This window comes from Streptomyces boninensis, from assembly GCF_048572725.1.
GTDB lineage: Bacteria > Actinomycetota > Actinomycetes > Streptomycetales > Streptomycetaceae > Streptomyces > Streptomyces boninensis.
On record NZ_CP183837.1, the window covers coordinates 5,493,544 to 5,520,303 of the forward strand.

At 70.8% G+C, this 26,760-nt stretch carries 20 protein-coding genes and 3 riboswitches; of the genes, 16 read left to right on the plus strand and 4 right to left on the minus strand.

Translation table 11 applies throughout. The features are described 5' to 3' along the window. The first annotated feature begins 3 nt into the window (after positions 1–3). Both ACNNMR_RS25135 and ACNNMR_RS25140 read left to right on the plus strand, forming a co-directional pair. Positions 4–912, plus strand: coding sequence for a glycosyltransferase family 2 protein (locus ACNNMR_RS25135; protein ID WP_419996941.1), 909 nt, complete (start codon positions 4–6; stop codon positions 910–912). Positions 913–2,068: 1,156 nt separating this feature from the next. Beyond that, entirely contained in the window at positions 2,069–2,971 is a 903-nt protein-coding gene (locus ACNNMR_RS25140) for an SDR family oxidoreductase (protein ID WP_419996942.1), read from the plus strand. Here ACNNMR_RS25140 and ACNNMR_RS25145 read toward each other — a convergent pair. Next, entirely contained in the window at positions 2,941–3,627 is a 687-nt protein-coding gene (locus tag ACNNMR_RS25145) for a TetR/AcrR family transcriptional regulator (protein WP_419996943.1), read from the minus strand. The genes ACNNMR_RS25140 and ACNNMR_RS25145 overlap by 31 nt on opposite strands. A 184-nt stretch (positions 3,628–3,811) precedes the next feature. On the opposite strand from ACNNMR_RS25145, the gene ACNNMR_RS25150 reads away from it, so the two are divergent. From ACNNMR_RS25150 to ACNNMR_RS25215, 14 genes are all read left to right on the plus strand, one after another. Then, on the plus strand, positions 3,812–4,786 hold the full coding sequence (locus tag ACNNMR_RS25150; RefSeq protein ID WP_419996944.1) for an enoyl-CoA hydratase/isomerase family protein: 975 nt from the start codon (positions 3,812–3,814) through the stop codon (positions 4,784–4,786). After that, positions 4,783–5,682, plus strand: a complete 900-nt coding sequence (locus ACNNMR_RS25155; protein WP_419996945.1) for an alpha/beta hydrolase — start codon at positions 4,783–4,785, stop codon at positions 5,680–5,682. The genes ACNNMR_RS25150 and ACNNMR_RS25155 overlap by 4 nt, the downstream gene beginning before the upstream one ends. Then, positions 5,679–7,196, plus strand: a complete 1,518-nt coding sequence (locus ACNNMR_RS25160) for a class I adenylate-forming enzyme family protein (RefSeq protein WP_419996946.1) — start codon at positions 5,679–5,681, stop codon at positions 7,194–7,196. The genes ACNNMR_RS25155 and ACNNMR_RS25160 overlap by 4 nt, the downstream gene beginning before the upstream one ends. A gap of 1 nt (position 7,197) precedes the next feature. Further along, entirely contained in the window at positions 7,198–8,205 is a 1,008-nt protein-coding gene (locus ACNNMR_RS25165) for an NADP-dependent oxidoreductase (protein ID WP_419996947.1), read from the plus strand. 283 nt (positions 8,206–8,488) lie between these two features. Next, the gene (locus tag ACNNMR_RS25170; protein ID WP_419996948.1) at positions 8,489–8,815 is read left to right on the plus strand and encodes a hypothetical protein; all 327 of its coding nucleotides are present in this window, start codon (positions 8,489–8,491) and stop codon (positions 8,813–8,815) included. Then, the gene (locus tag ACNNMR_RS25175; protein ID WP_419996949.1) at positions 8,815–9,468 is read left to right on the plus strand and encodes a nucleotidyl transferase AbiEii/AbiGii toxin family protein; all 654 of its coding nucleotides are present in this window, start codon (positions 8,815–8,817) and stop codon (positions 9,466–9,468) included. The genes ACNNMR_RS25170 and ACNNMR_RS25175 overlap by 1 nt, the downstream gene beginning before the upstream one ends. A 375-nt stretch (positions 9,469–9,843) precedes the next feature. Continuing rightward, a riboswitch (cobalamin riboswitch) is annotated at positions 9,844–9,978 on the plus strand. Between the two features lie 139 nt (positions 9,979–10,117). Further along, a complete protein-coding gene (locus ACNNMR_RS25180) occupies positions 10,118–12,805 on the plus strand; it encodes a hypothetical protein (RefSeq protein ID WP_419996950.1) in 2,688 nt (895 codons plus the stop codon). Continuing rightward, positions 12,802–13,893: a hypothetical protein gene (locus tag ACNNMR_RS25185; RefSeq protein WP_419996951.1), complete on the plus strand. Its 1,092-nt coding sequence runs from the start codon at positions 12,802–12,804 to the stop codon at positions 13,891–13,893. Before ACNNMR_RS25180 ends, ACNNMR_RS25185 begins: the two co-directional genes overlap by 4 nt. Continuing rightward, positions 13,890–15,062 (plus strand): energy-coupling factor transporter transmembrane component T, encoded by a 1,173-nt coding sequence (locus ACNNMR_RS25190; protein WP_419996952.1) that lies wholly within the window; start codon positions 13,890–13,892, stop codon positions 15,060–15,062. Before ACNNMR_RS25185 ends, ACNNMR_RS25190 begins: the two co-directional genes overlap by 4 nt. Next, on the plus strand, positions 15,059–16,672 hold the full coding sequence (locus ACNNMR_RS25195) for an ABC transporter ATP-binding protein (protein ID WP_419996953.1): 1,614 nt from the start codon (positions 15,059–15,061) through the stop codon (positions 16,670–16,672). Before ACNNMR_RS25190 ends, ACNNMR_RS25195 begins: the two co-directional genes overlap by 4 nt. After that, complete coding sequence (locus ACNNMR_RS25200) at positions 16,669–17,547, plus strand: ECF transporter S component (RefSeq protein ID WP_419996954.1); 879 nt, start codon at positions 16,669–16,671, stop codon at positions 17,545–17,547. The genes ACNNMR_RS25195 and ACNNMR_RS25200 overlap by 4 nt, the downstream gene beginning before the upstream one ends. A gap of 47 nt (positions 17,548–17,594) precedes the next feature. Then, positions 17,595–17,743, plus strand: a riboswitch (cobalamin riboswitch). 146 nt (positions 17,744–17,889) lie between these two features. Further along, positions 17,890–19,392, plus strand: a complete 1,503-nt coding sequence (locus ACNNMR_RS25205) for a hypothetical protein (RefSeq protein ID WP_419996955.1) — start codon at positions 17,890–17,892, stop codon at positions 19,390–19,392. Beyond that, positions 19,389–19,961 carry a flagellar hook-length control protein FliK gene (locus ACNNMR_RS25210; protein ID WP_419996956.1) on the plus strand — a complete coding sequence of 191 codons (573 nt, stop codon included), beginning with the start codon at positions 19,389–19,391 and terminating at the stop codon, positions 19,959–19,961. Before ACNNMR_RS25205 ends, ACNNMR_RS25210 begins: the two co-directional genes overlap by 4 nt. Positions 19,962–20,004: 43 nt before the next feature. Then, positions 20,005–20,232, plus strand: a riboswitch (cobalamin riboswitch). A gap of 183 nt (positions 20,233–20,415) precedes the next feature. Beyond that, positions 20,416–21,726, plus strand: a complete 1,311-nt coding sequence (locus ACNNMR_RS25215) for an aspartate aminotransferase family protein (RefSeq protein WP_419996957.1) — start codon at positions 20,416–20,418, stop codon at positions 21,724–21,726. On the opposite strand, the gene meaB is transcribed toward ACNNMR_RS25215, so the two are convergent. The 3 genes from meaB to ACNNMR_RS25230 are packed head-to-tail and all read right to left on the minus strand — an operon-like array spanning position 21,723 to position 26,714. Continuing rightward, the gene (gene meaB, locus ACNNMR_RS25220; RefSeq protein ID WP_419996958.1) at positions 21,723–22,712 is read right to left on the minus strand and encodes a methylmalonyl Co-A mutase-associated GTPase MeaB; all 990 of its coding nucleotides are present in this window, start codon (positions 22,710–22,712) and stop codon (positions 21,723–21,725) included. The genes ACNNMR_RS25215 and meaB overlap by 4 nt on opposite strands. A 19-nt stretch (positions 22,713–22,731) precedes the next feature. After that, entirely contained in the window at positions 22,732–24,906 is a 2,175-nt protein-coding gene (scpA, locus tag ACNNMR_RS25225) for a methylmalonyl-CoA mutase (RefSeq protein ID WP_419996959.1), read from the minus strand. Then, positions 24,903–26,714: a methylmalonyl-CoA mutase family protein gene (locus tag ACNNMR_RS25230; RefSeq protein ID WP_419996960.1), complete on the minus strand. Its 1,812-nt coding sequence runs from the start codon at positions 26,712–26,714 to the stop codon at positions 24,903–24,905. Before ACNNMR_RS25230 ends, scpA begins: the two co-directional genes overlap by 4 nt. Positions 26,715–26,760: the final 46 nt, after the last annotated feature.

Here is a 26,760-nt window from a genome sequence, read left to right on the forward strand (position 1 = left end):
ATTATGTCCGACGCGACTGTGAGCCTTGTCGTACCGTCTCGAAATGAAGGCGAACGACTCGCCGATACTATAGAGAGGTTTCTCGAAACCTCTCCTGGGAAAGACGTTTCCCTTGCTGAAATCATCGTCGTAGACGATCAGTCGAGCGATGGCAGCGCGAACAACCTCCCCCAGGATAGGGTCACTGTGCTCCGGCCGCCCAGCCATCTTGGGGTGGCGAAGGCCAAGAACTTCGGTACCACCGCGGCATCGGGAGACATCGTCGTGTGGAGTGACGCCCACGTAGTCGTCCCGCCAGGTTGGGCTGCAGAGATGTCGCGAATACTGGCCGCCCCGGATGTAGGTGTGGTGAGTCCGGGGATAGCGGGACTCGAAGACGAATTCCACGGCGGCTATGGAGGAACCTGGAAGTCCAAGGATGCGTCGCTTAGGTGGGAGTGGCTGCCAAAGCGAATCGATGGAAAACCCTACGAGGTTCCGCTGCTGCCAGGTGGCTTCATGGCGATGCGCCGGACATCCTTCATGGATATCGGAGGATTTGATTCAGGCTTGGGAACCTGGGGAGATGAAGACGCAGAGATTTCACTTCGCACCTGGGCGTTTGGTCTACGATGCATGGTGATTCCAGGCGTGACCGTACGCCATAACTTCACATCCAGCGGGATCACAACCCATGTGCCTGCGCTTATATATAATAAGCTGCGCATGGCGGTTCTTCACCTTCCGGACGATGAAGTCGAAGCCGTGATAGACAAATTTAGGCGTGTTCGCGGATTCGCCGAGTCAATGTCACGCATCATCACAGGTGACACACTGCACCGGCGAGCTGACCTTGACCGCCGGAGGAAGGTGCCTAGAAGTTGGCTCATCGAGAAGTTTAACTTGCATGAGGTGTTCTCCTCGGAAGACTGACAGTCCGCGCTACTCGCCAAGCGCCGACACCGTGCCGCATCAGGGCCGGCCCTGCAGCCAGCAGCGGAGTGCGGCTCAGCGCCACGCTCGGCCAGTCAACCGGCGCTGACCTCTATCCGGATCCCGGCTGAAACATGCATCAAACGCAACGCAGTCTGCCGCTATGTGGTGACGGCCAGACCGCATGCCTGCGCGCAGGTCGTGCGTGAGCGATGCGTGAGCGGACGTGCTGGGACGAGGCATCTCGACGCGGACTTCACGTCATCGAGTAGCGCGCTGACCTGGACAGACAGGACTCCCTGGTACCACGGATCCCCACTGATGACGATCCGGCGGGGACTTTTAATCCGTTGGTTGTGGGTTCGAGTCCCACACGGCCTACCGCTGACATCACGTCAGAACGCCCTGACCTGCGAATATTCGGGTCAGGGCGTCGCTTTTTCGCCAGCGAGGCGACAGTGAACCGAATCCATTGGTCGCTGGTTCGGTCAGGCTCCACCGTCTGGCCGTCGAAACCGCTCTGAACTGGTCAAATGTTCTCGGGAGGGGGATGGCGGGTCCCTCGTCAGGGCGCCAGGGAGGCGCAGGGGAGGCCAAGGGGAGGCCATCGGGACTGACGAATGTTCAGATACGCATTCCAGGCCGAGTCTCCGGAAGGTACGAGCTTGTAGGAGCCGCACAGGTCATAGCCGTCGGCCCCTGGCGGACCGCTGCCCAGACCGGCGCAAACCATCCCAGGGTCTCTCTCCGCCCGTGAGGCATTTCAGCGTGGCGGCTGACACCCCACATCCCTGCACGGGCAGCTGCCAGGGAGCGGACGTGATCCATGCACCTGGCCCGGCTCTTTAGCCTTCGGTGGGCGAACTGCAGCACCTGGCTGCGGCTCCGCGGTCGTCCAGCCGGGCCCGAGCCTGCCGGGCGGGCGGCGCCGCGTGGTCCGATTCCCGTCAGCCGCTGCACGTCATCGCTGATCTGTACCCGGCGCAGGCGGTGGTGCCGCCGTTGGCGTATTCCTTGACGCCGTCGCCGACGTTCCAGAGGTTCGGAATCGCGGTGATGTTGGGCAGGTCGAAGCAGGCGACGTCGCGCTGGAGCGGCCAGCCGCCTCTTTGCCCAGGCCCTTGCCCGGATGCTATAACGAAGTTATATTCGCTGCGTGAAGCAGGGCTTGAAGGACCGGACCGTGGTAGTCACCGGCGCCGCTCGCGGCATAGGCGCCCAGGTTGTCCGCCTGGCTGCCGCCCGGGGTGCCCGCCTGGGGATCGTGGGACTGGAGCCTGAACGGCTGCGCTTACTGGCCGAGGAGGTTGAGTCGGTCGCCGTGTGGCGCGAGGCGGACGTGCGCGATGCCGACGCTCTACGGTCGGCGATCGATGAGTGCGCCGCGTCCCTGGGCGGCATTGACTTCCTGGTCGCGAATGCCGGAGTTGCTTCATACGGGACGGTCCGCACCATCGATGAGGCCGCGTTCGAGCGGGTGCTGGACATCAACGTCAACGGGGTGTTCCGGACGCTCAAGTACGCCACTCGGCATGTGGCCGAGAGCCGGGGGCACATCCTGGTCGTCGCTTCGGCCCTTTCCTTCATGCCGCTGGCGGCTCTGGCGTCATACGGCGCGAGCAAGGCGGGCGTGGAGATGCTCGCCCTCGCCTATCGGCAGGAAGTGGCCCATCTGGGCGTGACCGTCGGGCTGGTGCATCCATCGTGGGTCGACACCGATCTGGTGCGGGGCGCGGAGGCGGATCTGCCGTCCTTCCGCGCGCTGCGCAAAAGGTTGCCGTACCCCGGCAATGTCACGACCAGCGTTGACGACGCGGCCGCCGCGATCGTCGACGGACTCGCCCGTCGGCGTGCCCGCGCCTACATCCCCCGAGCGGTCGGCGTTGCGAACTGGACGCGTGGATTGCTGAACTCCCCGGCCGCGTGGCCATGGATGCGTCGCTTTGCGGCCCGTTCCGTTCCCACGCTGGAGGCGGAGGTCGAGGCGCTGGGGCGTCACGACCAACTGCTCCCGCCGGCCGAAGAGCCCTACGACGGCTCCCGCAGCAGCTCGCCGTAGCGGCTTACCGCCTCCTCGTGCGAGGCGCGGGCTCGCTCGGGCGAGTCACCGAGGCCCACGCAGAACGTCACGCCCATCGGCAGCAGCACCTCGGCCAGCGGGTCGGCGAACTCGGCGAAGTGGTCGGCCAGTTCGAGGCTGATGAAGCCGTGCACGAAGCTCCACAGCTGCGCGGCAACGACCTCGGGTTCGGCGGGCGAGGTCCTTCCTGACGACACGAGTCGCGTGCACGCCTCGGCGACGTGTGCGTACGCGTCGCGGAAGGCCGGGGAGTGCCCACTCAGCCGGCCGCCCGCGTCGCGGTCGGGGCGGTACGTTGCGCGCGTCGACAGCCCGAACATCAGGTCGTACAGGTGCGGATTCTCCCGCGCGAGCCGACGGCACGCCGCCGCCATGGCGAACAGGTCCATGACCGGGTCGTCGGTCACCGGGATACGGGCGAAGGCGCGCCCGAGTTCCGTGAAGCCGCGATCGGCCACAGCCCGGGTCAGCTCCGGCACCCCTCCGAAGTGGCTGTAGACCACCATCGTCGAGAGTCCGCAGGCGGACGCCACCGCCCGCACCTTGATCGCCGACGGCCCCTGTTCGGCCAGCAGCTTGATCGCGGCGTCCACCAGCCGCTCGGGCACGCCGCCCGGTGTCGCCTTCACTGCCATGCCTCCCATGTTTCCACCAGCTCCGATCGCGCTGGGTCAGGCCCCTGGCCCAGACGGGGCAGGACAGCCTTGCCGACGCAATATAACTTCGTTATTGTAGATGGCAGGGCAGGATGGGCGCGATTCGACACCCCCGTCGTCGCACACCCCTCTCAGGCCCGAGGCGCCGAGGAAGGGAAGCGTCATGGCGCAGAAGGAAAGTGGCCACCTGGCGGTCGATGAACGCGGGCCGGTCGTCGTCGCCCGCATCGAGGGCGGCCCCCGCCAGGTCTTCGGACCCGACATCGCCGAGCAGCTGGATGCGCTGGTCGACCGCGTCGATCGCGATCCCGCCGTCCGGGCGGTGGTCTTCACGGGAACGCACCCGGATCGGTTCGTGAGTCACGCGGAGGTGCGCTGGCTGCAGGAGGGCGGCGCCGCGGTGCCCCCGGTCGGCCGGCGCGGCGCCTCCGCGCTGGCGCGGACGGCGAAAGCCGCGAACAAGGCGAGCGCCGTCGTGGCACCGGCCGTGCGCGGCACACCGCTGTGGCCGGCGGTCGAGCTCGAGCGCTTGCACCAGACGTTCCTCAGGATGAACCGCAGCGGCGTCGTCTTCGTGGCCGCGCTCAACGGCTCCGCCCTGGGGCTGGGCGCGGAGTTCGCGTGGGCCAATGACCTGAGAGTCATGGCTGACGGCGACTATGTCATCGGCCAGCCGGAGGTCCTGCTCGGAATCATGCCAGGTGGTGGCGGCAGCCAGCGGCTCCCCCGACTGATCGGCACGCACCGCGCGCTCGTCGCCATCTTGGAGGGTCGGCCGTTCTCGCCCGCCGAGGCCCTCGCCCTCGGCGCGGTCGACGAGGTGGTACCGCAGGACCAGGTCCTCAGCCGCGCGATCGCGCTGGCCGAACACTTCGGTGCACGGACGAAGGGATCTGTCGCTGCGATCAAGCGGGCGGTGTACTTCGGCGGCTCGATGCCGCTGGAGGACGGGCTGCATGTCGAACGCGCGGAGTTCCTCACCACGGCGCTGTCGAGCGAGGGCCAGAGGTTGATGCGCGCGTACATGGCCGACACCGAGGCCACCGGTGAACTGCCCCTCTACGACGGGGACACCTACGAAAGGGCGATCGCCGCGGGCGTCGCGCCCAGCGCCGCCGAGGGCGGCGAGTCAGCATGACGGAGCACACCGCCACCCGGTACGACGTCACCTTCCCGTCCGATGGCGCTGCCTGCGCCGCCTGGCTCTACCGTCCGGACGGCGTAACCGCACCCCCCGTGGTCGTCCTCGGCCACGGTCTGGGCGCCACGCGCGAGATGCGGCTGGACGCATTCGCCGAACGCTTCGCCCGGGCGGGGATCGCCGCGCTCGCCTTCACGTACCGCCACTTCGGCGACAGCGAGGGCGTACCGCGTCAGCTTCTGTCGATCAAACGCCAGCTCGCCGACTGGGACGCCGCACTCGCGTACATCCAGTCCCGCTCCGATCTCGACCGTAGCCGCGTCGCGGTCTGGGGCAGCTCCTTTGGAGGTGGCCACGCCATCACCGTCGCCTCCCGCCACCCGGAGCTCCGTGCCGCGGTCGCACAGTGCCCGTTCACCGACGGCCTGGCATCCGCACGGGCGCTCGGCGCCACCGGGTCCTTGAAGCTCCTCCCCCTGGTGGCCCGCGACCTGACCGCCTGCGCTCGGGGCAGAGCTCCGGTCACGATCCCGCTCGCCGCGGCGCCGGGGTCCCTGGCCCTGATGAACGCGCCCGATGCCCTGCCCGGCTATCAGGCGCTCATCCCGCCCGGCAGCAGCTTCGTCAACCAGGCCGCCGCTCGTGTCGTCCCCACCATCGCGGCCTACCGGCCCGGTCGCGCGGCCAAGCGCGTGACCATACCGATCCTGTTCTGCATCACCGACCACGACACGGTCACCCCTGCCTCGCAGACGCTGGCATACGCACGAACCGCACCGGCCGCCGAGATCAAGCAGTACCAGGCAGGCCACTTCGACATCTACACGGGTGAAGTATTCGAGGCCGTGGTCACCGACCAGGTCGAATTCCTGACCCGCAACCTGAAGGCGTGATCCTCGTGCATGTCGCTTCCCTCCCGGACGACCGTGCCCAGCAAGACCCGAACGGCCGATCCGTCTGCGACCCGGCGCAGTCGCTCACCAACACTCAGTTCCTGCACCGGGTGCGTGCCGCTGCCGAACACCTCCACGACCTGGGCATCGGGACCGGCGATGTGGTGGCGCTCAGACTGACCAACCGCGTCGAGTTCGTGGTCCTGCTCTTCGCCGCCTGGCGGATCGGCGCGACGATCACCCCGGTCAACCCGAGCCTGACGCAAGGCGAGGTCGCACGCCAGCTCGCCGACGCGCGTGCGCGCCTGTGCGTAGTGGAGGACGGGACGGCGGCGGAGGGCCAGATCGCCGCTCTCGCTGTCGGCGACCTGCGCCGTACTCCGCTGGGCCCGGCGGCCGAGCCCGTCGTGGACGCCGCCGCGCTGGCGCTGCTCATCTACACCAGCGGAACCACCGGCGTACCCAAGGGGGTCATGCTCGACCACGCCAACCTGGACGCAATGGTGGAGATGGGCCGTCAGGCCCTGGACGTCGGCCCGAGCGACCGGTGCCTGCTGATCCTTCCGCTGTTCCACGTCAACGGCATCGTGGTCAGCGTCTTGATCCCGCTGGCCGCCGGTGCGAGCGTGGCCATCGCCGAACGTTTCCATCCACACACGTTCTTCGACCTCGTCGAGGCCGAACGGCCCACGTACTTCAGCGCCGTTCCCACGATCTACGCGATGCTGGCGGCGCTCCCGGCCCAGGTCGTCCCCGACACCTCGTCGATACGGTACGCCGTCTGTGGTGCCGCTCCGGCCCCGGCGGAGCTGCTGGCCCGCTTCGAGGACCGGTTCGGCTTCCCGATGGTCGAGGGCTACGGCCTGTCAGAGGCCACGTGCGGGTCGACGATCAACCCCGTGGCGGGTCCGCGGCGTGCGGGCACCGTCGGGCTGCCCTTCCCCGGCCAAGAGGTGCGAGTTCTGACCGCCGACGGCACCGAGGCCCCGACCGGGACCGACGGTGAGGTCGTCGTGCGCGGAGCCAACGTCATGCGCGGCTACCTCGGCCGCGCCGAGGCGACGGCCGCGGTGCTCATCGACGGCTGGCTGCACACCGGCGACGTGGGCCACTTCGACTCCGACGGCTATCTGACCCTGGTGGGCCGCTCCAAGGACATGATCATCCGCGGTGGGGAGAACATCTATCCCAAGGAGATCGAGGACGTCCTGGCGGCCGACCCCGGGGTGCTCGAGGCCGCCGTCATCGGAGTCCCGGACCCGGTCTGGGGGGAAGTGGTCGTCGCCTACGTCCAAGCGGCTCCCGGCCGCATCATCGACACCGACCGGCTCCAGAAGCACTGCGTCGCCAGTCTGAGCGGCTACAAACGCCCCGTCGCGATACACGTCCTCGACACACTGCCGCGCAACGCCGTCGGCAAGATCGCCAAGGCTGCTCTGCGCCATGCGCATACCAGCAGCACCCCGCCGGCCCTCACGAAGCCCCCTGAGACCACCGCACAGAAGGCCGACTGACATGAAGGCATTCGTCGTCGAGAAGTACGGCAAGGACGGCCTGCACGCCGCCCACCTGCCGGAGCCCACCCCTGGACCCCATGACGTCGTGGTGCGGGTGAGCGCTGCCGGCATCAACCCACTGGACAAGATGGTCCGCAACGGCGAGTTCAGGCAACTCCTGAAGTACAGGACCCCGTTCGTACTCGGACACGACGTCGCGGGTGTCGTGACGCGGGTCGGCGCGGAGGTCAGCGACTTCAAAGCCGGCGATGAGGTCTACGCCCGTCCCCGTGACCTGCGTATCGGTACCTTCGCCGAGCGCATCGCCATCGACCGGGCCGACGTCGCCCTCAAACCGGCCAGACTCACCATGGAGGAGGCGGCCGCGGTCCCGCTGGTGGCTCTCGCCGCATGGCAGGCGCTGGTGGACCTCGCACAGGTCAAGCCCGGCCAGAAGGTCCTCGTCCACGCCGGCGCGGGCGGACTCGGGTCGACCGTGGTCCAGCTCGCCAGTCATCTCGGTGCGTACGTAGCGACCACGGCGCGCGGCGAGGACGAGAAGAAGGTCCGCAGCCTCGGCGCGGACGAAGTCATCGACTACACGACGACGGACTTCACCGAGTCGCTCTCCGGCTACGACGTCGTACTCGACTCCGTCGGCGGCGACAACCTCGCGAAGTCGCTGACCGTTCTCAGGCCCGGAGGCCTGGCGATCAGCCTCGTCGGACCGCCGGACGCCGCGTTCGCCGAGCAGCTGGGCCGGCGAGTGATGAAACCCGTCATGGCGTTGCTGAGCCGCAAGGTCCGGGCGCAGGCCAAGAAGCTCGGGGTGCGATACTCGTTCTTCTTCATGCGAGCCGACGGCAGGCAGCTGAAGACACTGGCCGCCCTCTACGACTCGGGCGCGCTGCTCCCGGTGCTCGACCGCGCGTTCCCGTTCGACCAGACCCCGGAGGCGATGGCGTACGTGGAGAAAGGCCGCGCGAACGGCAAGATCGTCGTGACCATGGATACCTCGGCCACCTGAACAACCTGGGCCGCGGTCAGCAGCGGCCGGCGGCCGGCCCGCGCCGCCGCCATATCGCTCGGTCCGTGCCGCCGCCCCGGACTGCCGGAACAACGGAAGCACCAGCGGCGACCCCGGAGCCAGGGGCGCAGCCATCCAGGCTTGAGGACCGTGGAGCACCTGTCAGCGGACGACTGTACGAGGTGAGCTCCCTGGCCATCCGCCGCGCATTGGCCGTACTCCCGCTTCACCTCTTCGTGATGCGGGATGCCAGGCTGGATCGCGGTGCGGCAGACTTGAGCGTATGAGCAGCAGGTACGCCGAAGCGAGGCATCACGCTGTGCCGACGTCGTTGTCCGAGCTGACCGGCCCGACGAGCGGTGTGGTCATGCTGCCCGTTCGCCTGCACTGGGGTCCGGACAACCGCTACGACCTCGGCGATGACGGCGATGCGGCGGTGATGTACGAGCGGGTGATCCGAGAGGCCCATCGTGTCGAGGACCTCACCGCATACCTCGACGCTGACAGGCTGCGCCGGCTGTGGTCACGACTGGTGCTCCCACCTGCGGTCCGGTCGCTGTGGCAGTCGCGCTTCCCTGAACTCCACGACTCTTCGTCGGCTGCCGCGTAGTGGACGAGTTCCACGAGCGTTTGATCCGGATCGGACTCGACGCACTCGGCGAACGCTTCGGATATGCGCTGGCCGGGGGATATGCGATCAGGGCGCACCGGATCGTGGACCGGCTCTCCGAGGACGTGGATCTCTTTGCCCCGATGGACCGCCGGGGCGAGATGCCGGCGGCCATGGTATGCGTCACGGCGGCATACGCGGCGGCGGGTCTTCAGGTGGAGCTCGATCATCAGGCGGAGACCTATACGCGGCTGATGGTGAGCGATGCGGAGTCCGGGGCGCAGAGCAAGGTGGAGCTTGTCGCCGAGTTCCTTGGACACCCGCCGGTCGAATCCGAGTACGGTCCGATGCTGCATCGCGATGATGTGGCGGCCGGGAAGATGTCGGCACTGTTCAGCCGCGCTGAGCTGCGGGACGCGATCGATGTGGACGGGCTGCTGCGCGCGGGCTACTCCAAGGAACGGCTGCTGGGGCTCGCAGCCGAGCGAGATGCTGGCTTTGACCTGCGAATGTTCGCCGATTCGCTGGGCGCGATCCGGCGCTTTGGCGACGAACGGTACGCGGCTTACGGCATCGATGCGGGCGGAGCGGCGGCGATTCGGCAGCGGTGCGAGGAATGGCGGTGTGAGCTCCTGGCGGATTCAGGCTCGTGAGCCTGCGGCAGGCAGGGCTTTGTTGGGAATCTACAACACCGCCGGTGCGGTGGGGGTACCGGTCGGCCCGGGGCCGGGGGAGGCCACGGGGAGGCCGGACGCCTTCGGACCGGACGACATGGGACGACACCCGGCGGCACGGCTTGGGTGGTCTGATCAGCAGGAACGGCACGAGGCGGCAGGGCTCGGCATGGACCGGCACGATCTCTGCTGTGCTTTTAATCCGTTGGTTGTGGGTTCGAGTCCCACACGGCCTACTTTGACCCGCCGCCAGGTCGCTTTGACCTGCGAAAACGTCGATCGGTGGCGGGTGTCTGGTGACGAGCGTTCCATCCGGTGCCGTGGCGACCTTCGTACAAAGGCGCGTATGCTACGCCTGATCCGCCTGGGGGCGGATGTACAACTGAATGCGTACGCAACTGGGGAAAGCCGGTGTAAGTCCGGCACTGACCTGCAACCGTGAGTGGCCTTGTGCCGCGAGTCGGACCGCCCACTGCGTCACGTGCACTGCTTCTACTGTCACGGTCTGCAGCATGGAGCCCCGGTCTTCCGTTCCGCGGCCCCTTGCCGTGTTCGCCCAGCGAACGCGCGCCAGGGGTTTTTTCGTGGGATCGCTTCGGGTGCGGGCCTTCCTGGAGGGGGAACCCGCATGGTCGGGGTCAGACCCGGCGCGCGTTCGGCAGCCGGCATAGCCGGTGCGGCGGCGTTGCTGTTCTCGCTGCTGCTGCCGACCGCCTGGGCTGCGCCCGCCCTCGACCCCGACTCCAGCAATGCCGCTGCCGCCTCCTCCGCTTCTGGATGGCTCGCGAAGCAGCTCGATGACGACGGGACCCTGCAGAATCCGCTGGGCGGGGCTCTTCCCGACCATGGGCTGATGATCGATGTGCTGTTTGCCCTGCACGCGTCCGGCGACGGCGCGGCGGCCGAGCCCATCGCCGACTATCTCGACCAGGGCAAGCACGCCTCCGACTACTTCACCTGGGACGGCCTCGTCCCTGATCAGGGGTACGACGCCATCATCACCGGCGGTGCGGCGGCCAAGACGCTGGTCGCGGCCGAGGTCGCCGGGCGGGATCCGCGGCGTTTCGGCGGGTACGACATGGTCGCCGAGACCAAGAGCGCCATCATGCGCTCCGGGCCCGACAAGGGCCGGGTCAGCGACTACTCCAAGAACCCCGACTTCGCGGACTTCGTCAGTAACAACGCCAACATGTTCGGGCAGGCGCTTGCCGTCATCGGGCTGGCGGGAGTCCGCGAGAACGACCGGCCGGCGATTGACACGCTGCTGTCCCAGCAGTGTTCCGAGGGATATTTCCGGGTCTTCTTCGGCTACATACCGACGGACGAGACCGGCGACCACGTCACCCCAAACGGGCAGAAGGTCTCCACCTGCGACGAGGGCAAGGAGTACGGGCAGTCCGCGCCCGACGGGGATACGACCGGGCTGGCGCTGTCGGCCCTGCTGGCCGCGCGGAAGGCGGGGGCGGGCGGGCTCGATGGTGCCATTGACCGTACGGTCGACTGGCTGAAGCAGCACCAGACGTCGGGGGGCGGCTGGGGCGGTGGGGTCAGCACCGAGGCGCCGAACACCAACAGCACCGGGCTGATCGTGCAGGCGCTCGCCGAGGCAGGCGGTGCCGGTCAGGCCGTCGAGAAGGGCGCCGACTACCTTGCCTCCGCCCAGGTCACCGCGGCCGCCGACGGCGGCAACTCGCTCGCGGGGGAGATCGGCGCCATCGCCTATACCCCCGCCGACTACCAGGCCGCGCGGTCGGGCGGCATCGTCGGCCTCGACACCTGGATACGGGCCGGCGCCCAGGCGTCGCTCGGGCTCGCGCAGACCGGGTTCTACGACCTGACGCAGGGCGAGACACCCCCGGGCGGCGGCGAGGAGCCCCCGCCCGGCGGCGGAGGCCAGGAACCGCCCCCGGGCGGCTCAGGAGGGCCGAAGGACCCGCCGCGGCACGGCGGTTCGGGCGGTATAGCCGGCGGGTCACCAGGTAGCGCCACGGCTCCAGGCTCCGTGCCCGACACGGACGGTGACCCGGACACCGGGCGTCCCGCCCCGCCGCCGGGGTCCACCGGCGGTGCCGTGGTGCAGCCCGCCACCGCGAACGCCGAGCCCGCTCCCGACACCCCGGCCGGGCGGCTGGGCCGCTACCTGGCCGGCCGGCTCGTCGACGGCGACCACGTGGAAGTCACCCAGGACGGGCACAAGTTCGTCGACTACGACCAGACCGCGGACCTGGTGCTGGCGCTGCACGTCCTCGACGCCCAGCCGCAGGCGGTGGCCCGCGCCACGCGCTTCCTGCTGGCGCAGGACTCGGTGCGGGCGTACGCCCACGGCGTGCCGTACGAGAAGGGGCCGGCGGCCTACGCCGAGCCGCTGGGGAAGCTGCGCGTCATCGCGGGCTTCCGTACGGCCGCGGCAGGCGCGCCGGCGGGAGTCGCCGCCGAGCGGCTCGACGCCGAGCTGGCCGCGCTGCGTACGGGCGGCGGGTGGTTCACGGACAAGGGCGAGCACGGCGACGGCTCCGGCTCGGCCACGCGGCATGTGTGGGCGACCGTGGCCACCATCGCCGACCCCAAGGACGGGCGGGCGGCCAAGGCGGCGCTCAGTACGCTGATCAAGCACCAGTGCAAGGACGGCACGTTCCCCAAGGCGCTGCTGCCCGGCGCAGACGACTGCCGTACCGGCGACCTGGCGGCTACCGCCGCCGCCGCCGTTGCGCTCAACGCACAGCCGGCGGTGCCCGCCAAGGGAGACGCCAAGCCCAAAGGCGCCGTCCCGGACGGCTGGGCGCCCGGCCGGATCGACGCCCTGAACGCGGCGGCCACGGCGCTGCAGCGCAAGGTCGGCGCGGACGGTCTGGTCCGTAGCCGCGGCGATGCCCCGGATGCCGTCCTCAGCGCGCTCGTCGCGGGCGGACGGCAGGCGGCCGGGCTGGACGCCACCGTCACCGCACGTGCGCTGGGGAAGCTGCTCCGGGCCGACGGCGGCATGGCAGCCCCAAGCGGCAGCGCTCCACCCGGCAGCAAGGGCAGCGACCCCAAGACCAGTAGCGACCCCAGAACCAGCATCGCCGTCGCGCCCGGCGTCGCCGGCGCCTCGTGGATGAGCGCGCCCGGCTCCCCGGTGGCTCCCGCCGTATCGCTGCCCGCCGCCGGCCTCGGCCCGGGCGCCGCAGGCAAGGCGCACGACGGCGCGGACGGCGGCCTGCCCGTCTGGGCGGTGGCCGCGCTCTCCGGCGGCGGGGTTCTGCTCGCCCTCGCCGCCTTCCTCGCGCTCCGGCGCTTCGTCCGTAAGACCAACGGCCGTAAGGCGGTGACCGCATGATGATCTCCCGTACGCACCCGGGCTCCGGCGGCGCACGATGGCGCCGCACCCCCTCCCGCTTCTGGCAGCGGCGGCGCCTGCGCGGCGTGCGGCTGCTGGCCGCCACCCTGCTCGCGGGCGCCACCCTCGGGCCCGGCGCCACCGGAGCGCACGCGATCGACCAGAGCAGGGGCACCCCGGGCTTCTGCAAGACCTCCACCGGCGTCACGGTGGTGGTGGACTTCCAGAAGCTGGGCGGCACCACCATCGTGCGCTGCTACCCGGGCAAGGCGCCGGGGACGGGGCTGGACGCGCTCAAGGGCGCGGGCTTCCAGATCGAGGGTGTGCAGCGGTGGGGTGAGGCGTTCATCTGCCGTATCGAGAACCGGCCTTCGGCCGCCCAGTCCGTCCCCGTCAAGGGCAACTCCGGCTACAAGGAGCGCTGCATCGACACCCCGCCGGCGGCGGCCTACTGGTCGTACTGGCACGCGGGCAACAACTGCGCGTGGGAGTACAGCCAGTGGGGGGTCAAGAACCGCAAGTTCATCCGCGGCGGTTTCGAGGGCTGGTCGTTCTCCCTGAATGCCACCGCTGATACGAATCCGAAGCCGCGGATCGCGGCGGTGCGCCCGGGGACCGGCGGGCGGGCCTGCAATGCGCCGGACGAGCCGCCGCCGACGTCGGACAACCCCATGGAGCAGCAGCCGGGTGTGGGTGGCGGCGGCTCGGGCGGCAGTGATGGGGGCGCCGCGTCCGGTGGCTCCGCCGGCTCCGGCTCCGGTTCCGGCGCTGACTCAGGTGCGCCCGGGTCCGCCGGCGACGGGGGCGACGAGGGCGACGATGGCAAGGGCGGCAAGAAGGACAAGGACGGGAAGCTGCCGCCGCCGAAGCCCCGCGACGGCTCTTCTGCCGATCCGGAGGCAGCCGCCGACCCGAAGGACAACGCGAAGTTCACCGGCGGTGAGGACAGGAAGAACGTGAACGACGCCATCAAGGAGCAGTCCGGCGCCAGCGACATCGCCCCCTGGGCGGCGGGCGGCGCGGTGGTGCTGCTCGCTGCGGGTACGTATGTCATGGCCCGGCGCCGGAAGCAGGCGCGCGAAGGGTGATCGGCAAGGGCGCCTTCAGCACCTACTTTCTGCCCCGCGACCTGCACCCCGCCGCCTGGTGGATCTGGGCGCTGGGCCTCGCGGTCGCGGCCAGCCGCACCACCAATCCGTGGCTGCTGCTCACCGTCATCGCCGTGGCCTGCTTCGTCGTGGTCTCCCGGCGCTCGGAGGCGCCTTGGGCGCTGGCCTTCCGGATGTATCTCTGGCTCGGGGCGCTGATCGTGGCGATCCGGCTGTTCTTCCGGTTTGTCTTCGGCGGCGGCGAGGGCGAGACGATCGTGGTGCGGCTGCCGGAGGTGCCGCTGCCGGAGTGGGCGGCGGGCATCCGGCTGTTCGGGGACGTGTCGGCCGAGTCGCTGCTGGGCGGGTTCTACGACGGGCTGCGGCTGGCCACCATGGTGATCTGCATCGGCGCCGCCAATGCCCTCGCCAACCCCAAGCGGCTGCTGAAGTCGATGCCTTCGGCGCTGTACGAGGTCGGCACCGCCGTCGTCATCGCCCTGTCCGTCTTCCCGCAGCTGGCGGAGAGCGTGCAGCGGGTGCGGCGGGCGCGCAAGCTGCGCGGCGGGGCCGCGGACGGGCGGCTGCATGCGCTGCGGGCCGTGATCATTCCCGTACTGGCGGATGCCCTGGACCGGTCGCTGCGGCTGGCGTCGTCCATGGATTCGCGCGGTTACGGCAGGGCGGGCAAGGCATCCCGCCGCACCCGTCTGATCACGGGGCTGTTGATGATCGTCGGCCTGCTGGGGATGTGCGTCGGCGTCTACGCCACCCTCGACGGCTTCACGCCCCGCTATCTGGCCGGGCCGCTGCTCGTGCCCAGCCTGCTGATCGCGCTGGTCGGCTTCCGGACCGCCGGGGCGCGGGTGCAGCGCACCCGCTACCGCCCCGACCGGTGGCGGCTGCCGGAGCTCGCGGTCGTCGCCAGCGGCGTCGCCGTGGCCGCGGTGCTCTACACCACCTCCAGCGTCAACCCGGTCAACCTCAACCCGTCGCTGACCAACCTGTCCTGGCCGCTGCTGTCCTGGGTGCCGCTGGTCGGGGTGCTGATCGGCGTGCTGCCCGCATTCCTGACCCCGCCGCCCGAGCCGCCGGACGAGTCGGCTCACGTCACGCCCGAGTCCGACGACGACGACCGGGAACACCGCCCCGAGGAAGTGCCCGCGTGATCGAACTCAACGAGGTCTCCTTCTGGTACCACGGCCGCTCCGAGGCCGTCCTCGCGGACGTGGAACTGTCCATCGGCGAGGGCGAACTCGTGCTGGTCGCCGGCCGTACGGGCGCGGGCAAGTCCACCCTGCTCGGCACCTTCAACGGCCTGGTCCCGCACTTCACCGGCGGCCATCTGGAGGGCACTGTCTCGGTCGCCGGTACCTCCACCCGCTCCCGCCCGCCGCGCGAGTTCGCCCACCTCGTCGGCGTCGTCGGCCAGGACCCGCTCGCCGGTTTCGTCACCGACACCGTGGAGGAGGAGCTCGCGTACGGGATGGAGCAACTCGGCCTCGCCCCGCAGGTGATGCGCCGTCGGGTGGAGGAGACCCTCGACCTGCTCGGCATCGCCGAACTGCGCCGACGCACCCTGCGCACCCTCTCCGGCGGGCAGCAGCAGCGCGTCGCCATCGGCTCGGTACTCACCACCCACCCGCAGGTGCTGGTGCTGGACGAACCCACCTCCGCCCTGGACCCGACCGCCGCCGAGGACGTCCTGGCCACCCTCGCCCGCCTCGTCCAGGACCTCGGCACCACCGTGATCATGGCCGAGCACCGGATGGAGCGGGTCATCCCGTTCGCCGACCGGATGCTCTACGTCCCCGGCGACGGCGGCGTCCGCGACGGCAGCCCCGCCGAGGTGCTGCGGCAAATGCCGATCGCCCCGCCGATCGTCGGCCTCGGGCGGCTGGCCGGCTGGGAGCCGCTGCCGCTGTCGGTACGCGACGCCCGCAGGGCCGCCGCCCCGCTTCGGTCCGAGCTGACCGCGGCGCCCCAGCCCGAGCGGGGCGCGCCGCCCAGCGGCGAGAAGCCACTGCTGACCGGCTCCGGCATCGTCGTCCGCTACGGCCGTCACGTCGCCGTCCGCGGCGTCGAACTCGACCTGCACGCCGGTCGCGTCGTCGGCATGATGGGCCGCAACGGCTCCGGCAAGTCCTCGCTGCTGTGGGCGCTGCAGGGCTCGGGCCCGCGCCAGGGCGGCAGCGTCCGCGTCGACGGCGCCGACCCGCACGACCTGCCCGCCGCAAAGGCGAGGAAGACGGTCGGGCTGGTGCCGCAGACCGCGAGCGACCTGCTGTTCCTGGAGGCCGTCGGGGCGGAGTGCGACGCCGCGGACGCCGAGTCCGACGCGGCGGCGGGCACCTGCCGGGCGCTGCTGGAGCGGATCGCCCCCGGCATCGACGCCGCCGCCCACCCCCGCGACCTCTCCGAAGGCCAGCGGCTCGCGCTCGTGCTGGCCGTGCAACTGTCGGCGGCACCACGCGTCATGCTGCTGGACGAGCCGACCCGCGGCCTGGACTACGAGGCCAAGGCGGCGCTGGGCCGCACCGTCGCCGCGCTCGCCGCCGAGGGCCGCTCCGTCGTCGTCGCCACCCACGACGTCGAGTTCGTCGCCACCGTCGCCGACCGGGTGGTGGTCATGGCCGAGGGCGAGATCGTCTCCGACGGGTCGACGACCGAAGTGCTGGGCGGCTCCCCGGCCTTCGCACCCCAGGTCGCGAAGATCCTCGGGGCGGACTGGCTCACGGTCGCCGATGTCCGTACCGCACTGGCCGGGGAGCTGCGATGACGCCGCGCACGGCGGCGGAGGAAACGCCGAAGAAGCTGCGCCGGTGGGACCGCGCCGACCAGGTCATCCGCGTCGGCCCCCGGTCCGCCGTCGTGCTCACGCTCGCCTCCCTCGCCGGGCTGATGATGTTCGTCTGGCCGCTGCTGGTACGGGTGAAGCCGCAGAGCATGCAGCACGGCCCGGACGCCCCGTTCGTCTTCATGGGCATCCTGCCGATCCTGATCATCGTGGTGCTCGCCGAACTCTCCGAGAACGGCATGGACTCCAAGGCCCTGGCCATGCTCGGGGTGCTCTCCGCCATCAACGCCGCGCTGCGGCCGCTCGGCGCCGGGACCGCGGGCATCGAGACAGTGTTCTTCATGCTGGTCCTGGCCGGCCGGGTCTTCGGGCCCGGCTTCGGCTTCGTGCTCGGATGTACGTCGCTGTTCGCCTCCGCGCTGCTGACCGCCGGGGTCGGGCCGTGGCTGCCGTTTCAGATGCTGTGCTCGGCGTGGATCGGCATGGGGGCGGGGCTGCTGCCGCGCAGGGTCAGCGGCAAGGCGGAGATCGCGATGCTGGTCGGGTACGGGATCGCCGTCTCGTACGTCTTCGGCTTCCTGATGAACCTGTGGTTCTGGCCCTTCATCACCCACGCCGAAGTCCCGTACCACGACGGCCACATCTCCTACGTCCCCGGCGATCCGGTGCTGGAGAACCTGCACCGCTTCGCCGTCTTCACCCTGCTCACCTCCACCGCGGGCTGGGACACGGGTCGGGCCATCACCAACACTGCCGCGATCCTGACCCTGGGCCCGGCGGTCCTGGCGATCCTGCGCCGGGCCACCCGACGGGCGTCCTACGGGCGCCAGGACGACCTGGAGTTGAAGCCGCTGTGACAGCGCTTTCGGGCACTGTGGCGGTCTTCGCACAAAGGCGCGTATGCTACGCCTGATCCGCCTGCGGGCGGACTTACAACTGAATGCGTACGCGAACAGGGGAAGCCGGTGGAAATCCGGCACTGACCTGCAACCGTGAGCGGCACCGCACCACTTGCCGCGAGTCGGAATGCCTGCCGCGGCACGTGCACCGCTTCTTACTGTCACGGTCTGCAGCATGGAGCCCCGGTCCCCCGCACCGCGGCCCCTTGCCGTCATTCGCCCGGCGAATGCGCGCGCAGGGGCCTTTTTGCGGGACCGGCCCTTCTCCGGCTGCGGATCCTTCCTGGGAGGGGAACCCGCATGGTCGGGGTCAGACCCGGCGTGCGCACGGCCGCCGGCACAGCAGGCGCGGCGGCACTCGCGCTGTCGCTGCCACTGCTCGGCGCGCACGACGCACAGGCCGACGCGAACGCCGACGCGGCCGTGGCCGCCGCCCGCTGGCAGGCGGGCGAGGTGGGGGAGGACGGCGGCATACCCGGCTTCGCCGGCGCCGATTGGGGCCTGACCGTCGACACGCTGATGGCGCTGAAGGCCACCGGCGCCGAGCCGGACACGGCCACGAGGATCACGGACGCGCTCAAGGTTCACGTACGCGACTACAACAGCCTCGACGCCTGGGGCGAGAAGGGCCAGCGCGTCGCCGGCGCCACCGCCAAGCTGCTGTACGCCGCCGTGATCACCAAGTCCGACCCGGAGAAGTTCGGCGCGTACAACCTCCGCCAGGAGACCCTCGACCTGATCGCCGGTTCCGACAAGGGCCTGGAGGACGGCCGGGTCAAGGACAAGGTCAACGCCCCGTCGGTGGACAACTCCAACACCTTCGGCCAGTCCCTGGCCGTCCTCGGCCTCGCCCGCAGCGGCGGCGTGCCGCAGAACGCGGTCGACTTCCTCATCGACCAGCAGTGCTCGGCGGGCGGCTTCCGCCTCTACCCGTACGCCTTCGGCGGCTCGGCCGTCACCGGCGACTGCGACGCCGAGAACGGCAAGGCGGTCATCGACCCCGACTCGACGGGGATGGCCGTGCATGCACTGATCGCAGCCGCCGATGCCGGAGTGCCGGGGGCGCAGGCGGCCGCCGACAAGGGCGCCAAGTGGCTGCGGCAGAAGCAGGCCGCGAACGGCTCCTTCGGCGGCTCGGGACCGACCGCCGCGGCCAACACCAACAGCACCGGCCTGGCCGGCCAGGCCCTCGCCGCCGCCGGCCACCAGGCCGAGGCGGACAAGGCCGCGGACTGGGTCGCGGGCCACCAGCTCACCGAGGCCAACGGCGGCAAGGCGAAGGCGGAGGCGGGCGCCATCGCGTACAACAACGACTCGCTGACCTCCGCGCAGAGCGACGGCATCGAAGACTTCCAGCGCGACCAGTGGCGCCGGGCCACCCCGCAGGCGCTGCTCGCGCTCGCCCAGGTGCCGCTCGGGAAGATCGGCGAGACCGACCCCGACCCCGGCCCTGGCCCCGGCGACAACGGGGGTACGGGCGACAACGGCGGCGCGGGCGACGGCGGTTCCGGCGACAACGGCGGCTCCGGCGGCGGCCCGGACCCGTCCGACTCGGCCACCCCGGGCGACGCAGGCGGCGCGAACCCCAGCGGCCTGCCCCCGTCCGGCCACCCCTCCCCGGCCTCCGTCGGCGGCGGAACGGGCGGCTCGACCGGCGGCTCCGGCTCCGGCGGCGGCCTCGCCGCCACGGGCGCCGCGGTCCTGCCGTGGGCGGCGGGCTCCGCGCTGCTGATCGGCGGCGGCTATGTGACCTATCGGACGGCGAACCGGCGCAAGGCCGGAACGGAAGGAACTCAGGCGTGAAGTTCACCAAGCTGAAGCGAAAGCAAAGACCCGCCCCCCGTACGGCACGAGCCCTGCGCGCGGCGGCGCTCGCCCTGGCGCTGGTCGGCACCTCGGCGGCCGTCGGCGTCGCCACCGACGTCGCCGCGCCGGCCAAGGCGTACGCCATCGACCCCAGCAAGGGCACGCCCGGCTACTGCCCGGACGCGGACGGCGTCACCGTCATCATCGACTTCCAGGAGCTCGGCGGGGACACCATCATCCGCTGCGCCCCAGGCGACCAGGCCACCGGCCTCACCGCGCTGAAGAACGCGGGCATCCAGATCCAGGGCACCGACCGCTGGGGCGAGGCCTTCATCTGCCGCATCGAAGGCAAGCCCGGCGCGGACACCGAGCCCTGCCGCGACACCCCGCCGGCCTCCGCGTACTGGTCGTACTGGCACGCGCCGAACGCCGGCACCTGGACGTACAGCCAGTACGGCGTGATGAACCGTAAGCCGCCGCTGGGCTCCTTCGAGGGCTGGTCCTTCTCCAAGGACAAGACCGCGGAGACCAACCCGCCGCCGCGCATCGAGCCGACGCGTCCATAAGGCAATCGCGAACACCCGGGCCTCCCTTGGGCACCCGCCCCGTAGACTGGCCTATGCAGCTGGTTCTATCCCGTCTGCCAGGCGGGGTGTCGTAAGAGGGAACCCGGTGGGAATCCGGGACTGCCCCGCAGCGGTGAGCGGGAACGACCGCCGTCATTGAGCACTGGCCCCGCAGCTCGGGGGCCGGGAAGCGACGGCCAGTAGGAGACCTGCACGTATGTGCAGGTCACGCCCGCGAGTCCGAAGACCTGCCCGTTGCCCGTGCGTGCAGCCACGCGCGGCTTTCCCGGTGACCCCGAGGGCGGGTCGGCGCGATCTTCCGGGCTGGCGGGGCACCGTCGGCCCGTCGTTCTGCCTGCATTTCTTCAGGTCACACGGTCAAGTACGGCCTAACCAATGGCCGGATCAACGGCATAGCACCCTATGCCGCAGCGACGACCTGAGGAGCCTCCCCATGGCCACGGACATCACCTTCTGGGAGCACGCCGACCGCCATCTGGTGCGGTACGGCCCGGACTTCACGCCCCGCATCATCGAGAGCGCCCGCGGCGCCTACGTCCACGACAGCGACGGCGCCGCCATCCTCGACTTCACCTCCGGCCAGATGAGCGCGGTGCTGGGGCATGCGCACCCGGACATTGTGCGCGCGGTCTCGCAGTCGGTGGCCACGCTCGACCACCTCTACAGCGGGATGCTGAGCCGCCCGGTCGTGGACCTCGCCACACGGCTGGCGGGTACGCTGCCCGCGCCCTTGACCAAGACGCTGCTGCTGACCACCGGCGCGGAGGCCAACGAGGCGGCCCTGAAGATGGCGAAGCTGGCCACCGGCAAGTACGAGGTCGTCTCCTTCGATCGCTCCTGGCACGGCATGACCGCCGCCGCCTCCGCGGCCACCTTCTCCGCCGGCCGCCGCGGTTACGGCCCGCCCGTCCCCGGGAACCTCACCCTCCCGACCCCCAACGCCTACCGCTCGCCCTTCCGCCGCCCCGACGGCTCGTACGACTGGGAGGCCGAGCTGGACTACGGCATGGCGCTGGTGGACCAGCAGTCGACGGGTGCGCTCGCGGCCTGCCTGATCGAGCCGATCCTGTCGTCGGGCGGCATCATCGACCTGCCGCCCGGCTATCTCGCCCGCCTGAAGGAGTTGTGCGCGGCCCGCGGCATGCTGCTCATCCTCGATGAGGCCCAGACCGGGCTCGGCCGCACCGGGCACATGTACGCCTTCGAGCGCGACGGCATCACGCCCGACATCCTCACCCTCTCCAAGACCCTCGGCGCCGGGCTCCCGGCCGCCGCGGTGATCACCAGCGACGAGATCGAGCAGACCTGCCGGGACCGCGGCTACCTGTTCTTCACCACCCACGCCTCCGACCCGCTGGCGGCGACGGTCGCGCTGACGGTCCTAGACGTGATCGAGCGGGACGACCTCGTGAACCGGTCGGCGCACCTGGGCAAGCAGCTCACCGAGCGGCTCGGCGGCCTGCGGGACGCGTACGACGTCGTGGGCGATGTCCGCGGCCGTGGCCTCCTGCAGGGCCTGGAGCTGGTGCAGGACAAGGTGACCAAGGCGCCGGCCGACGCGCTCGGCCAGGCGGTCACGGCGGCCTGCCTGGAGCGGGGACTGCACCTCAACATCGTTCAACTGCAGGGCATGGGCGGCATCTTCCGTATCGCCCCGCCGCTGACCACGACCGACGACGAGCTGCACGCCGGCATCGACATCCTGGAGGCGTCGATCGAGGCGGTGCTCGCCGGCAGGACCTAGCCCGGTGGCCGCGGCCCGCCGCCGAATGCTTCGAGGATGCGTTCGGCGGCCTGGGTCGCCGTCATCTCGCCGTCCCGCACCTGGCGTTCCAGCCCGGGCGCCAGGGACCGGACCGACGAGTCCGCGTGCAGCCGGCCGAGCAGCTCGTCCCGCACCATCGTCCACGTCCAGTCCACCTGCTGGTCGCGGCGGCGGGTGGCGAGGCGGCCGGTGGAGTCCAGCAGTGTGCGGTGCTGTTCGAGGCGTTCCCACACCGCGTCCAGGCCGGTGGACTCGCGGGCGCTGCAGCTCAGGACCGGTGGGGTCCAGAAGGCGTCCTTGCCGTACATCAGCCGCAGCGCGCCCGCGAGTTCACGGGCGGCCCCACGCGCGTCGCGCTCGTGCGGGCCGTCCGCCTTGTTCACGGCGATCACGTCCGCGAGCTCCAGCACGCCCTTCTTGATGCCCTGCAGCTGGTCGCCGGTGCGGGCGAGGGTGAGCAGCAGGAAGGAGTCCACCATGTTCGCCACGGCCGTCTCCGACTGGCCGACGCCGACGGTCTCCACCAGCACCACGTCGTAGCCCGCGGCCTCCATCACCACGATCGACTCGCGGGTGGCCTTTGCGACGCCGCCGAGCGTGCCGGAGGTGGGGGAGGGGCGGACGAACGCGGCCGGGTCGACGGCCAGACGCTCCATGCGGGTCTTGTCGCCGAGGATGGAGCCGCCGGTGCGGCTGGACGACGGGTCCACGGCGAGCACCGCCACCCGGTGCCCGGCCCCGGTCAGCTGCGTACCGAAGGCGTCGATGAACGTCGACTTGCCGACGCCGGGCACCCCGCTGATCCCAAGTCGCCGGGAGCGGCCGCTGTGCGGCAGCAGCTCGGTCAGCAACTGCTGCGCGAGCGCCCGGTGCTGCGGGCGGGTGGACTCCACCAGCGTGATGGCGCGGGCGATGACCGACCGTTTGCCGTCCAGGACGCCCTTGACGTACGCGTCGAGATCCATGGCCACCGGCGCTACCCGCTCACCGGGCGTGGCCGAGCGCGGCCGCGAGCCGGGCGACCAGGTCGCCGGCGGCGTCCGGGATCACCGTGCCGGGCGGGAACACAGCCGCCGCGCCCATCTCCAGCAGCGTCGGCACGTCCTGCGGCGGAATCACCCCACCCACGACGATCATGATGTCCTCGCGCTCCTCCTCGGCCAGCGCCTCCCGCAGCGCCGGCACCAGCGTCAGATGCCCGGCGGCGAGCGAGGACACCCCGACGATGTGCGCGTCCGCCTCGACGGCCTGCCGCGCCACCTCGGCCGGGGTCTGGAACAGCGGGCCGACGTCGACGTCGAAGCCCAGGTCGGCGAAGGCCGTCGCGATCACCTTCTGGCCGCGGTCGTGGCCGTCCTGGCCCATCTTCGCGACCAGGATGCGCGGACGGCGCCCCTCGGCCTCGGCGAAGGCGTCCACCGTGGCGCGGGTGCGCGTCACGCCCGCGGACTCGCCGGCCTCGTTTCGGTACACACCGGAGATCGTACGGATCTGCCCGGCGTGCCGTCCGTACACCTTCTCCAGCGCGTCACTGATCTCGCCGACCGTGGCCTTCGCGCGGGCCGCATTGACCGCGAGCTCCAGCAGGTTGCCCTCGCCACTGGCCGCCCGGGTCAGGGCGTCGAGCGCGTCCTGGCAGGCCTGCTCGTCGCGCTCCTCGCGCAGCCGGCGCAGCTTGGCGATCTGCTGGGCGCGCACCGAGGAGTTGTCGACCTTCAGGACCTCGATCTGCTCGTCGCTGTCCACCCGGTACTTGTTCACCCCGATCACCGGCTGCCGGCCGGAGTCGATCCGCGCCTGGGTGCGGGCCGCGGCCTCCTCCACCCGCAGCTTGGGGATGCCCGCGTCGATGGCCTGCGCCATGCCGCCGGCCTGCTCGACCTCCTGGATGTGCTGCCAGGCGCGCCGCGCCAGGTCGTACGTCAGCCGCTCCACGTACGCGCTGCCGCCCCACGGGTCGATCACCCGCGTGGTGCCCGATTCCTGCTGGATCAGCAGCTGGGTGTTGCGGGCGATGCGGGCCGAGAAGTCGGTGGGCAGGGCGAGCGCCTCGTCCAGGGCGTTGGTGTGCAGCGACTGGGTGTGGCCCTGGGTGGCCGCCATCGCCTCCACGCACGTCCGGGTCACGTTGTTGAACACGTCCTGCGCGGTCAGCGACCACCCCGAGGTCTGCGAATGGGTGCGCAGCGACAGCGACTTGGTGTTCTGCGGCTCGAACTGCTTCACCAGCTTCGCCCACAGCAGCCGGGCCGCGCGCAGCTTGGCGACCTCCATGAAGAAGTTCATGCCGATCGCCCAGAAGAAGCTCAGCCGCGGCGCGAACGCGTCCACGTCCAGGCCGGCTTCCCTGCCCGCCCGGATATACTCGACACCGTCCGCGAGGGTGTACGCCAGCTCCAGATCGGCCGTCGCCCCGGCCTCCTGGATGTGATAGCCGGAGATGGAGATCGAGTTGTAGCGCGGCATCTTCTGCGAGGTGAAGGCGAAGATGTCGGAGATGATCCGCATCGACGGCTTCGGCGGATAGATGTAGGTGTTACGGACCATGAACTCCTTGAGGATGTCGTTCTGGATGGTCCCTGCCAGCTTCTCCGCCGGCACCCCCTGCTCCTCCGCCGCCACGATGTACAGCGCCAGCACCGGCAACACGGCGCCGTTCATCGTCATCGAGACCGTCATCCTGTCCAGCGGGATGCCGTCGAAGAGCTGCCGCATGTCGTAGATCGAGTCGATCGCGACGCCCGCCATGCCGACGTCGCCGGTCACCCGCGGGTGGTCGCTGTCGTAGCCGCGGTGCGTGGGCAGGTCGAAGGCGACCGACAGGCCCTTCTGGCCGGCGGCCAGGTTGCGCCGGTAGAAGGCGTTGGACTCCTCGGCGGTGGAGAAACCCGCGTACTGCCGGATCGTCCAGGGCTGGTTGACGTACATCGTCGGATACGGGCCGCGCAGATACGGCGCGATGCCCGGATAGGTCTCCAGGAAGTCCAGGCCCTCCAGGTCCTGCCCGGTGTACAGCGGCCTGACCGTGATCCCCTCCGGCGTCTCCCAGAGCAGGTCGGCGCCGTCGGCGGCCTTCTTGAACGCGCCGCGCCACTCGTCGGGCCCACCGGCCGCGGCGGGCGCCCCCAGCTCGACCGAGGAGAAGTCGGGGATGGTCATCGGGACACTCCCATACGGTCCAGCGCGGCCGAGAGCACCGCGACGGCGTCACAACCGGAGAAGACATAGCTATCGATACCCGCGTACGAACCGGGGCGACCGGCGAGGAAGACGTGCCGGGCCCCGGCCTCCCGCAGCGTCTGCGCGGCAGCCTCCGCCTCCTCCTCGTACACGCCGTCGCTGGAGCACAGGCACGCCTCGACCGCCCCGCTCTCCGCGAAGGTGCCGTCGGTGACGGTCTCGATGCCGCCGGCCTGGAAGAGGTTGGCGGCGAAGGTGAGCCGGGCGGTGTGGGCGGCGGCCGGGCCGAGCGCGGCCAGGTGGATACGGGGCCGGCTGCCGGTGGCCGCCAGGTGGGCGTCGGAGCGGGCCCGCAGCGCCTCGTACGCCTCGTCCCGGCGCACCCGCGGCAGCCCGCCGCCGGGCGCCTGGGGTGCGGGGGCGCGGACGACCGGCTGCTCCGCGAGGTTCGGGAACTCGCTGACCCCGGTGACCGGTTCACGCCGGGTGGCGAGCTTGCTGCTGCGCGCTGCCCAGGTCTCGGCCAGCCGCTCGCGGATCATGCCGGAGCGCAGCGCCGCCGCCTGCCCGCCGGCCCGCTCGATCTCCTGGAAGAAGCCCCAGGCGGCGTGGGCGAGCTCGTCGGTCAGCCGCTCCACGTACCAGGAACCCCCGGCCGGATCGATCACCCGGGCCAGATGCGACTCCTCGATGAGGATGGTCGAGGTGTTACGGGCGATCCGGCGGGCGAACCCGTCCGGCAGCCCCAGCGCGTGGTCGAACGGCAGCACGGTGACGGCCTCCGCCCCGCCCACCCCGGCGGCGAGCGCGGCGACGGTGGTACGCAGCATGTTCACCCAAGGGTCGCGGCCGCTCATCATCACCGGCGAGGTCACCGCGTGCTGCCGCTGGGCGCCCGCCTGCGGCGCGCCGCACACGTCGGCCACCCGGGCGAACAGCCTGCGGGCCGCGCGCAGCTTCGCGATGGTCAGGAACTGGTCGGCGGTGGCGGCGTAGCGGAACTCCAGCTGGGCACACGCCTGTTCGACGCCGAGTCCGGCCGCCGTCAGCTCGCGCAGATAGCCGACCGCAGTCGCCAGCGAGCAGGCCAGCTCCTGCGCCGCCGAGCCGCCCGCCTCGTGATAGGCGAGGGCGTCCACGGTCAATGCCCGCATCCCCGGATAGCGCCCGGCGCACCGCTCGGCCAGCTCCGCGGCAGGTGCGATGTCGTGCGCCGCGCCGGTACGCGCCTCCCAACCGAGGGGATCGGCGCCCAGGTTGCCCCGTACCGCGGTGTCGGCCACGCCCTGCGCGGCGTACAGCGCGAACAGCGCCCGGGCGGCGGCCTCCGTCTCGGCGCCCGCGTCGAGAACGACGGGTGCCAGGTCCAGGTAGACGCCGTCGAGGGCGTCGGTCAGCGACGCCACGGGGATCGCGTCGGCGCCGACCGTGCACCACAGGGAGGTGACGCCGTTCTCCAGGTCGGCGAGCACGGAACCGCCGTCGGCGACCGCGTGCTGCTGGCGCACATCCCAGCCGCCGGTCGTGTTTCCCTCGGCGCGGCCGCCGCGGACAAAGGGCGCGAAGCCGGGCAGACCCGGGTCCGGTGCGCCCTCGCCCGCCGCGTACAGCGGGAGAACCCGCAGCCCGTCCTCCACACCGGTGGACAACGCCGCCTCGACCTCGGCGTCCGGGACTTCCTTCCCGGATTTACGCAGCACGCCGGAGACGAGGTGCTGCCATTGAGCATGCGTCGCACCGGGGAACTCGGCCGCCAGGGAGAGCCCGTCGTCGGGCAGGACCGTCATGTTCGGATGCTAGGACAGTTGACAAGTGAGCAGGAGTGGGCACAGC

Bases quoted from the DNA above. Each gene is read 5' to 3' on its own strand.
- ACNNMR_RS25165 (WP_419996947.1), top strand. From the start codon at position 7,198: ATGAAGGCATTCGTCGTCGAGAAGTACGGCAAGGACGGCCTGCACGCC.
- ACNNMR_RS25230 (WP_419996960.1), bottom strand. From the start codon at position 26,714: ATGACGGTCCTGCCCGACGACGGGCTCTCCCTGGCGGCCGAGTTCCCC.
- ACNNMR_RS25135 (WP_419996941.1), top strand. From the start codon at position 4: ATGTCCGACGCGACTGTGAGCCTTGTCGTACCGTCTCGAAATGAAGGC.
- ACNNMR_RS25145 (WP_419996943.1), bottom strand. From the start codon at position 3,627: ATGGCAGTGAAGGCGACACCGGGCGGCGTGCCCGAGCGGCTGGTGGAC.
- ACNNMR_RS25180 (WP_419996950.1), top strand. From the start codon at position 10,118: ATGGTCGGGGTCAGACCCGGCGCGCGTTCGGCAGCCGGCATAGCCGGT.
- meaB (WP_419996958.1), bottom strand. From the start codon at position 22,712: ATGGATCTCGACGCGTACGTCAAGGGCGTCCTGGACGGCAAACGGTCG.
- ACNNMR_RS25150 (WP_419996944.1), top strand. From the start codon at position 3,812: ATGGCGCAGAAGGAAAGTGGCCACCTGGCGGTCGATGAACGCGGGCCG.
- ACNNMR_RS25205 (WP_419996955.1), top strand. From the start codon at position 17,890: ATGGTCGGGGTCAGACCCGGCGTGCGCACGGCCGCCGGCACAGCAGGC.
- ACNNMR_RS25200 (WP_419996954.1), top strand. From the start codon at position 16,669: ATGACGCCGCGCACGGCGGCGGAGGAAACGCCGAAGAAGCTGCGCCGG.
- ACNNMR_RS25185 (WP_419996951.1), top strand. From the start codon at position 12,802: ATGATGATCTCCCGTACGCACCCGGGCTCCGGCGGCGCACGATGGCGC.
- scpA (WP_419996959.1), bottom strand. From the start codon at position 24,906: ATGACCATCCCCGACTTCTCCTCGGTCGAGCTGGGGGCGCCCGCCGCG.
- ACNNMR_RS25170 (WP_419996948.1), top strand. From the start codon at position 8,489: ATGAGCAGCAGGTACGCCGAAGCGAGGCATCACGCTGTGCCGACGTCG.
- ACNNMR_RS25155 (WP_419996945.1), top strand. From the start codon at position 4,783: ATGACGGAGCACACCGCCACCCGGTACGACGTCACCTTCCCGTCCGAT.
- ACNNMR_RS25215 (WP_419996957.1), top strand. From the start codon at position 20,416: ATGGCCACGGACATCACCTTCTGGGAGCACGCCGACCGCCATCTGGTG.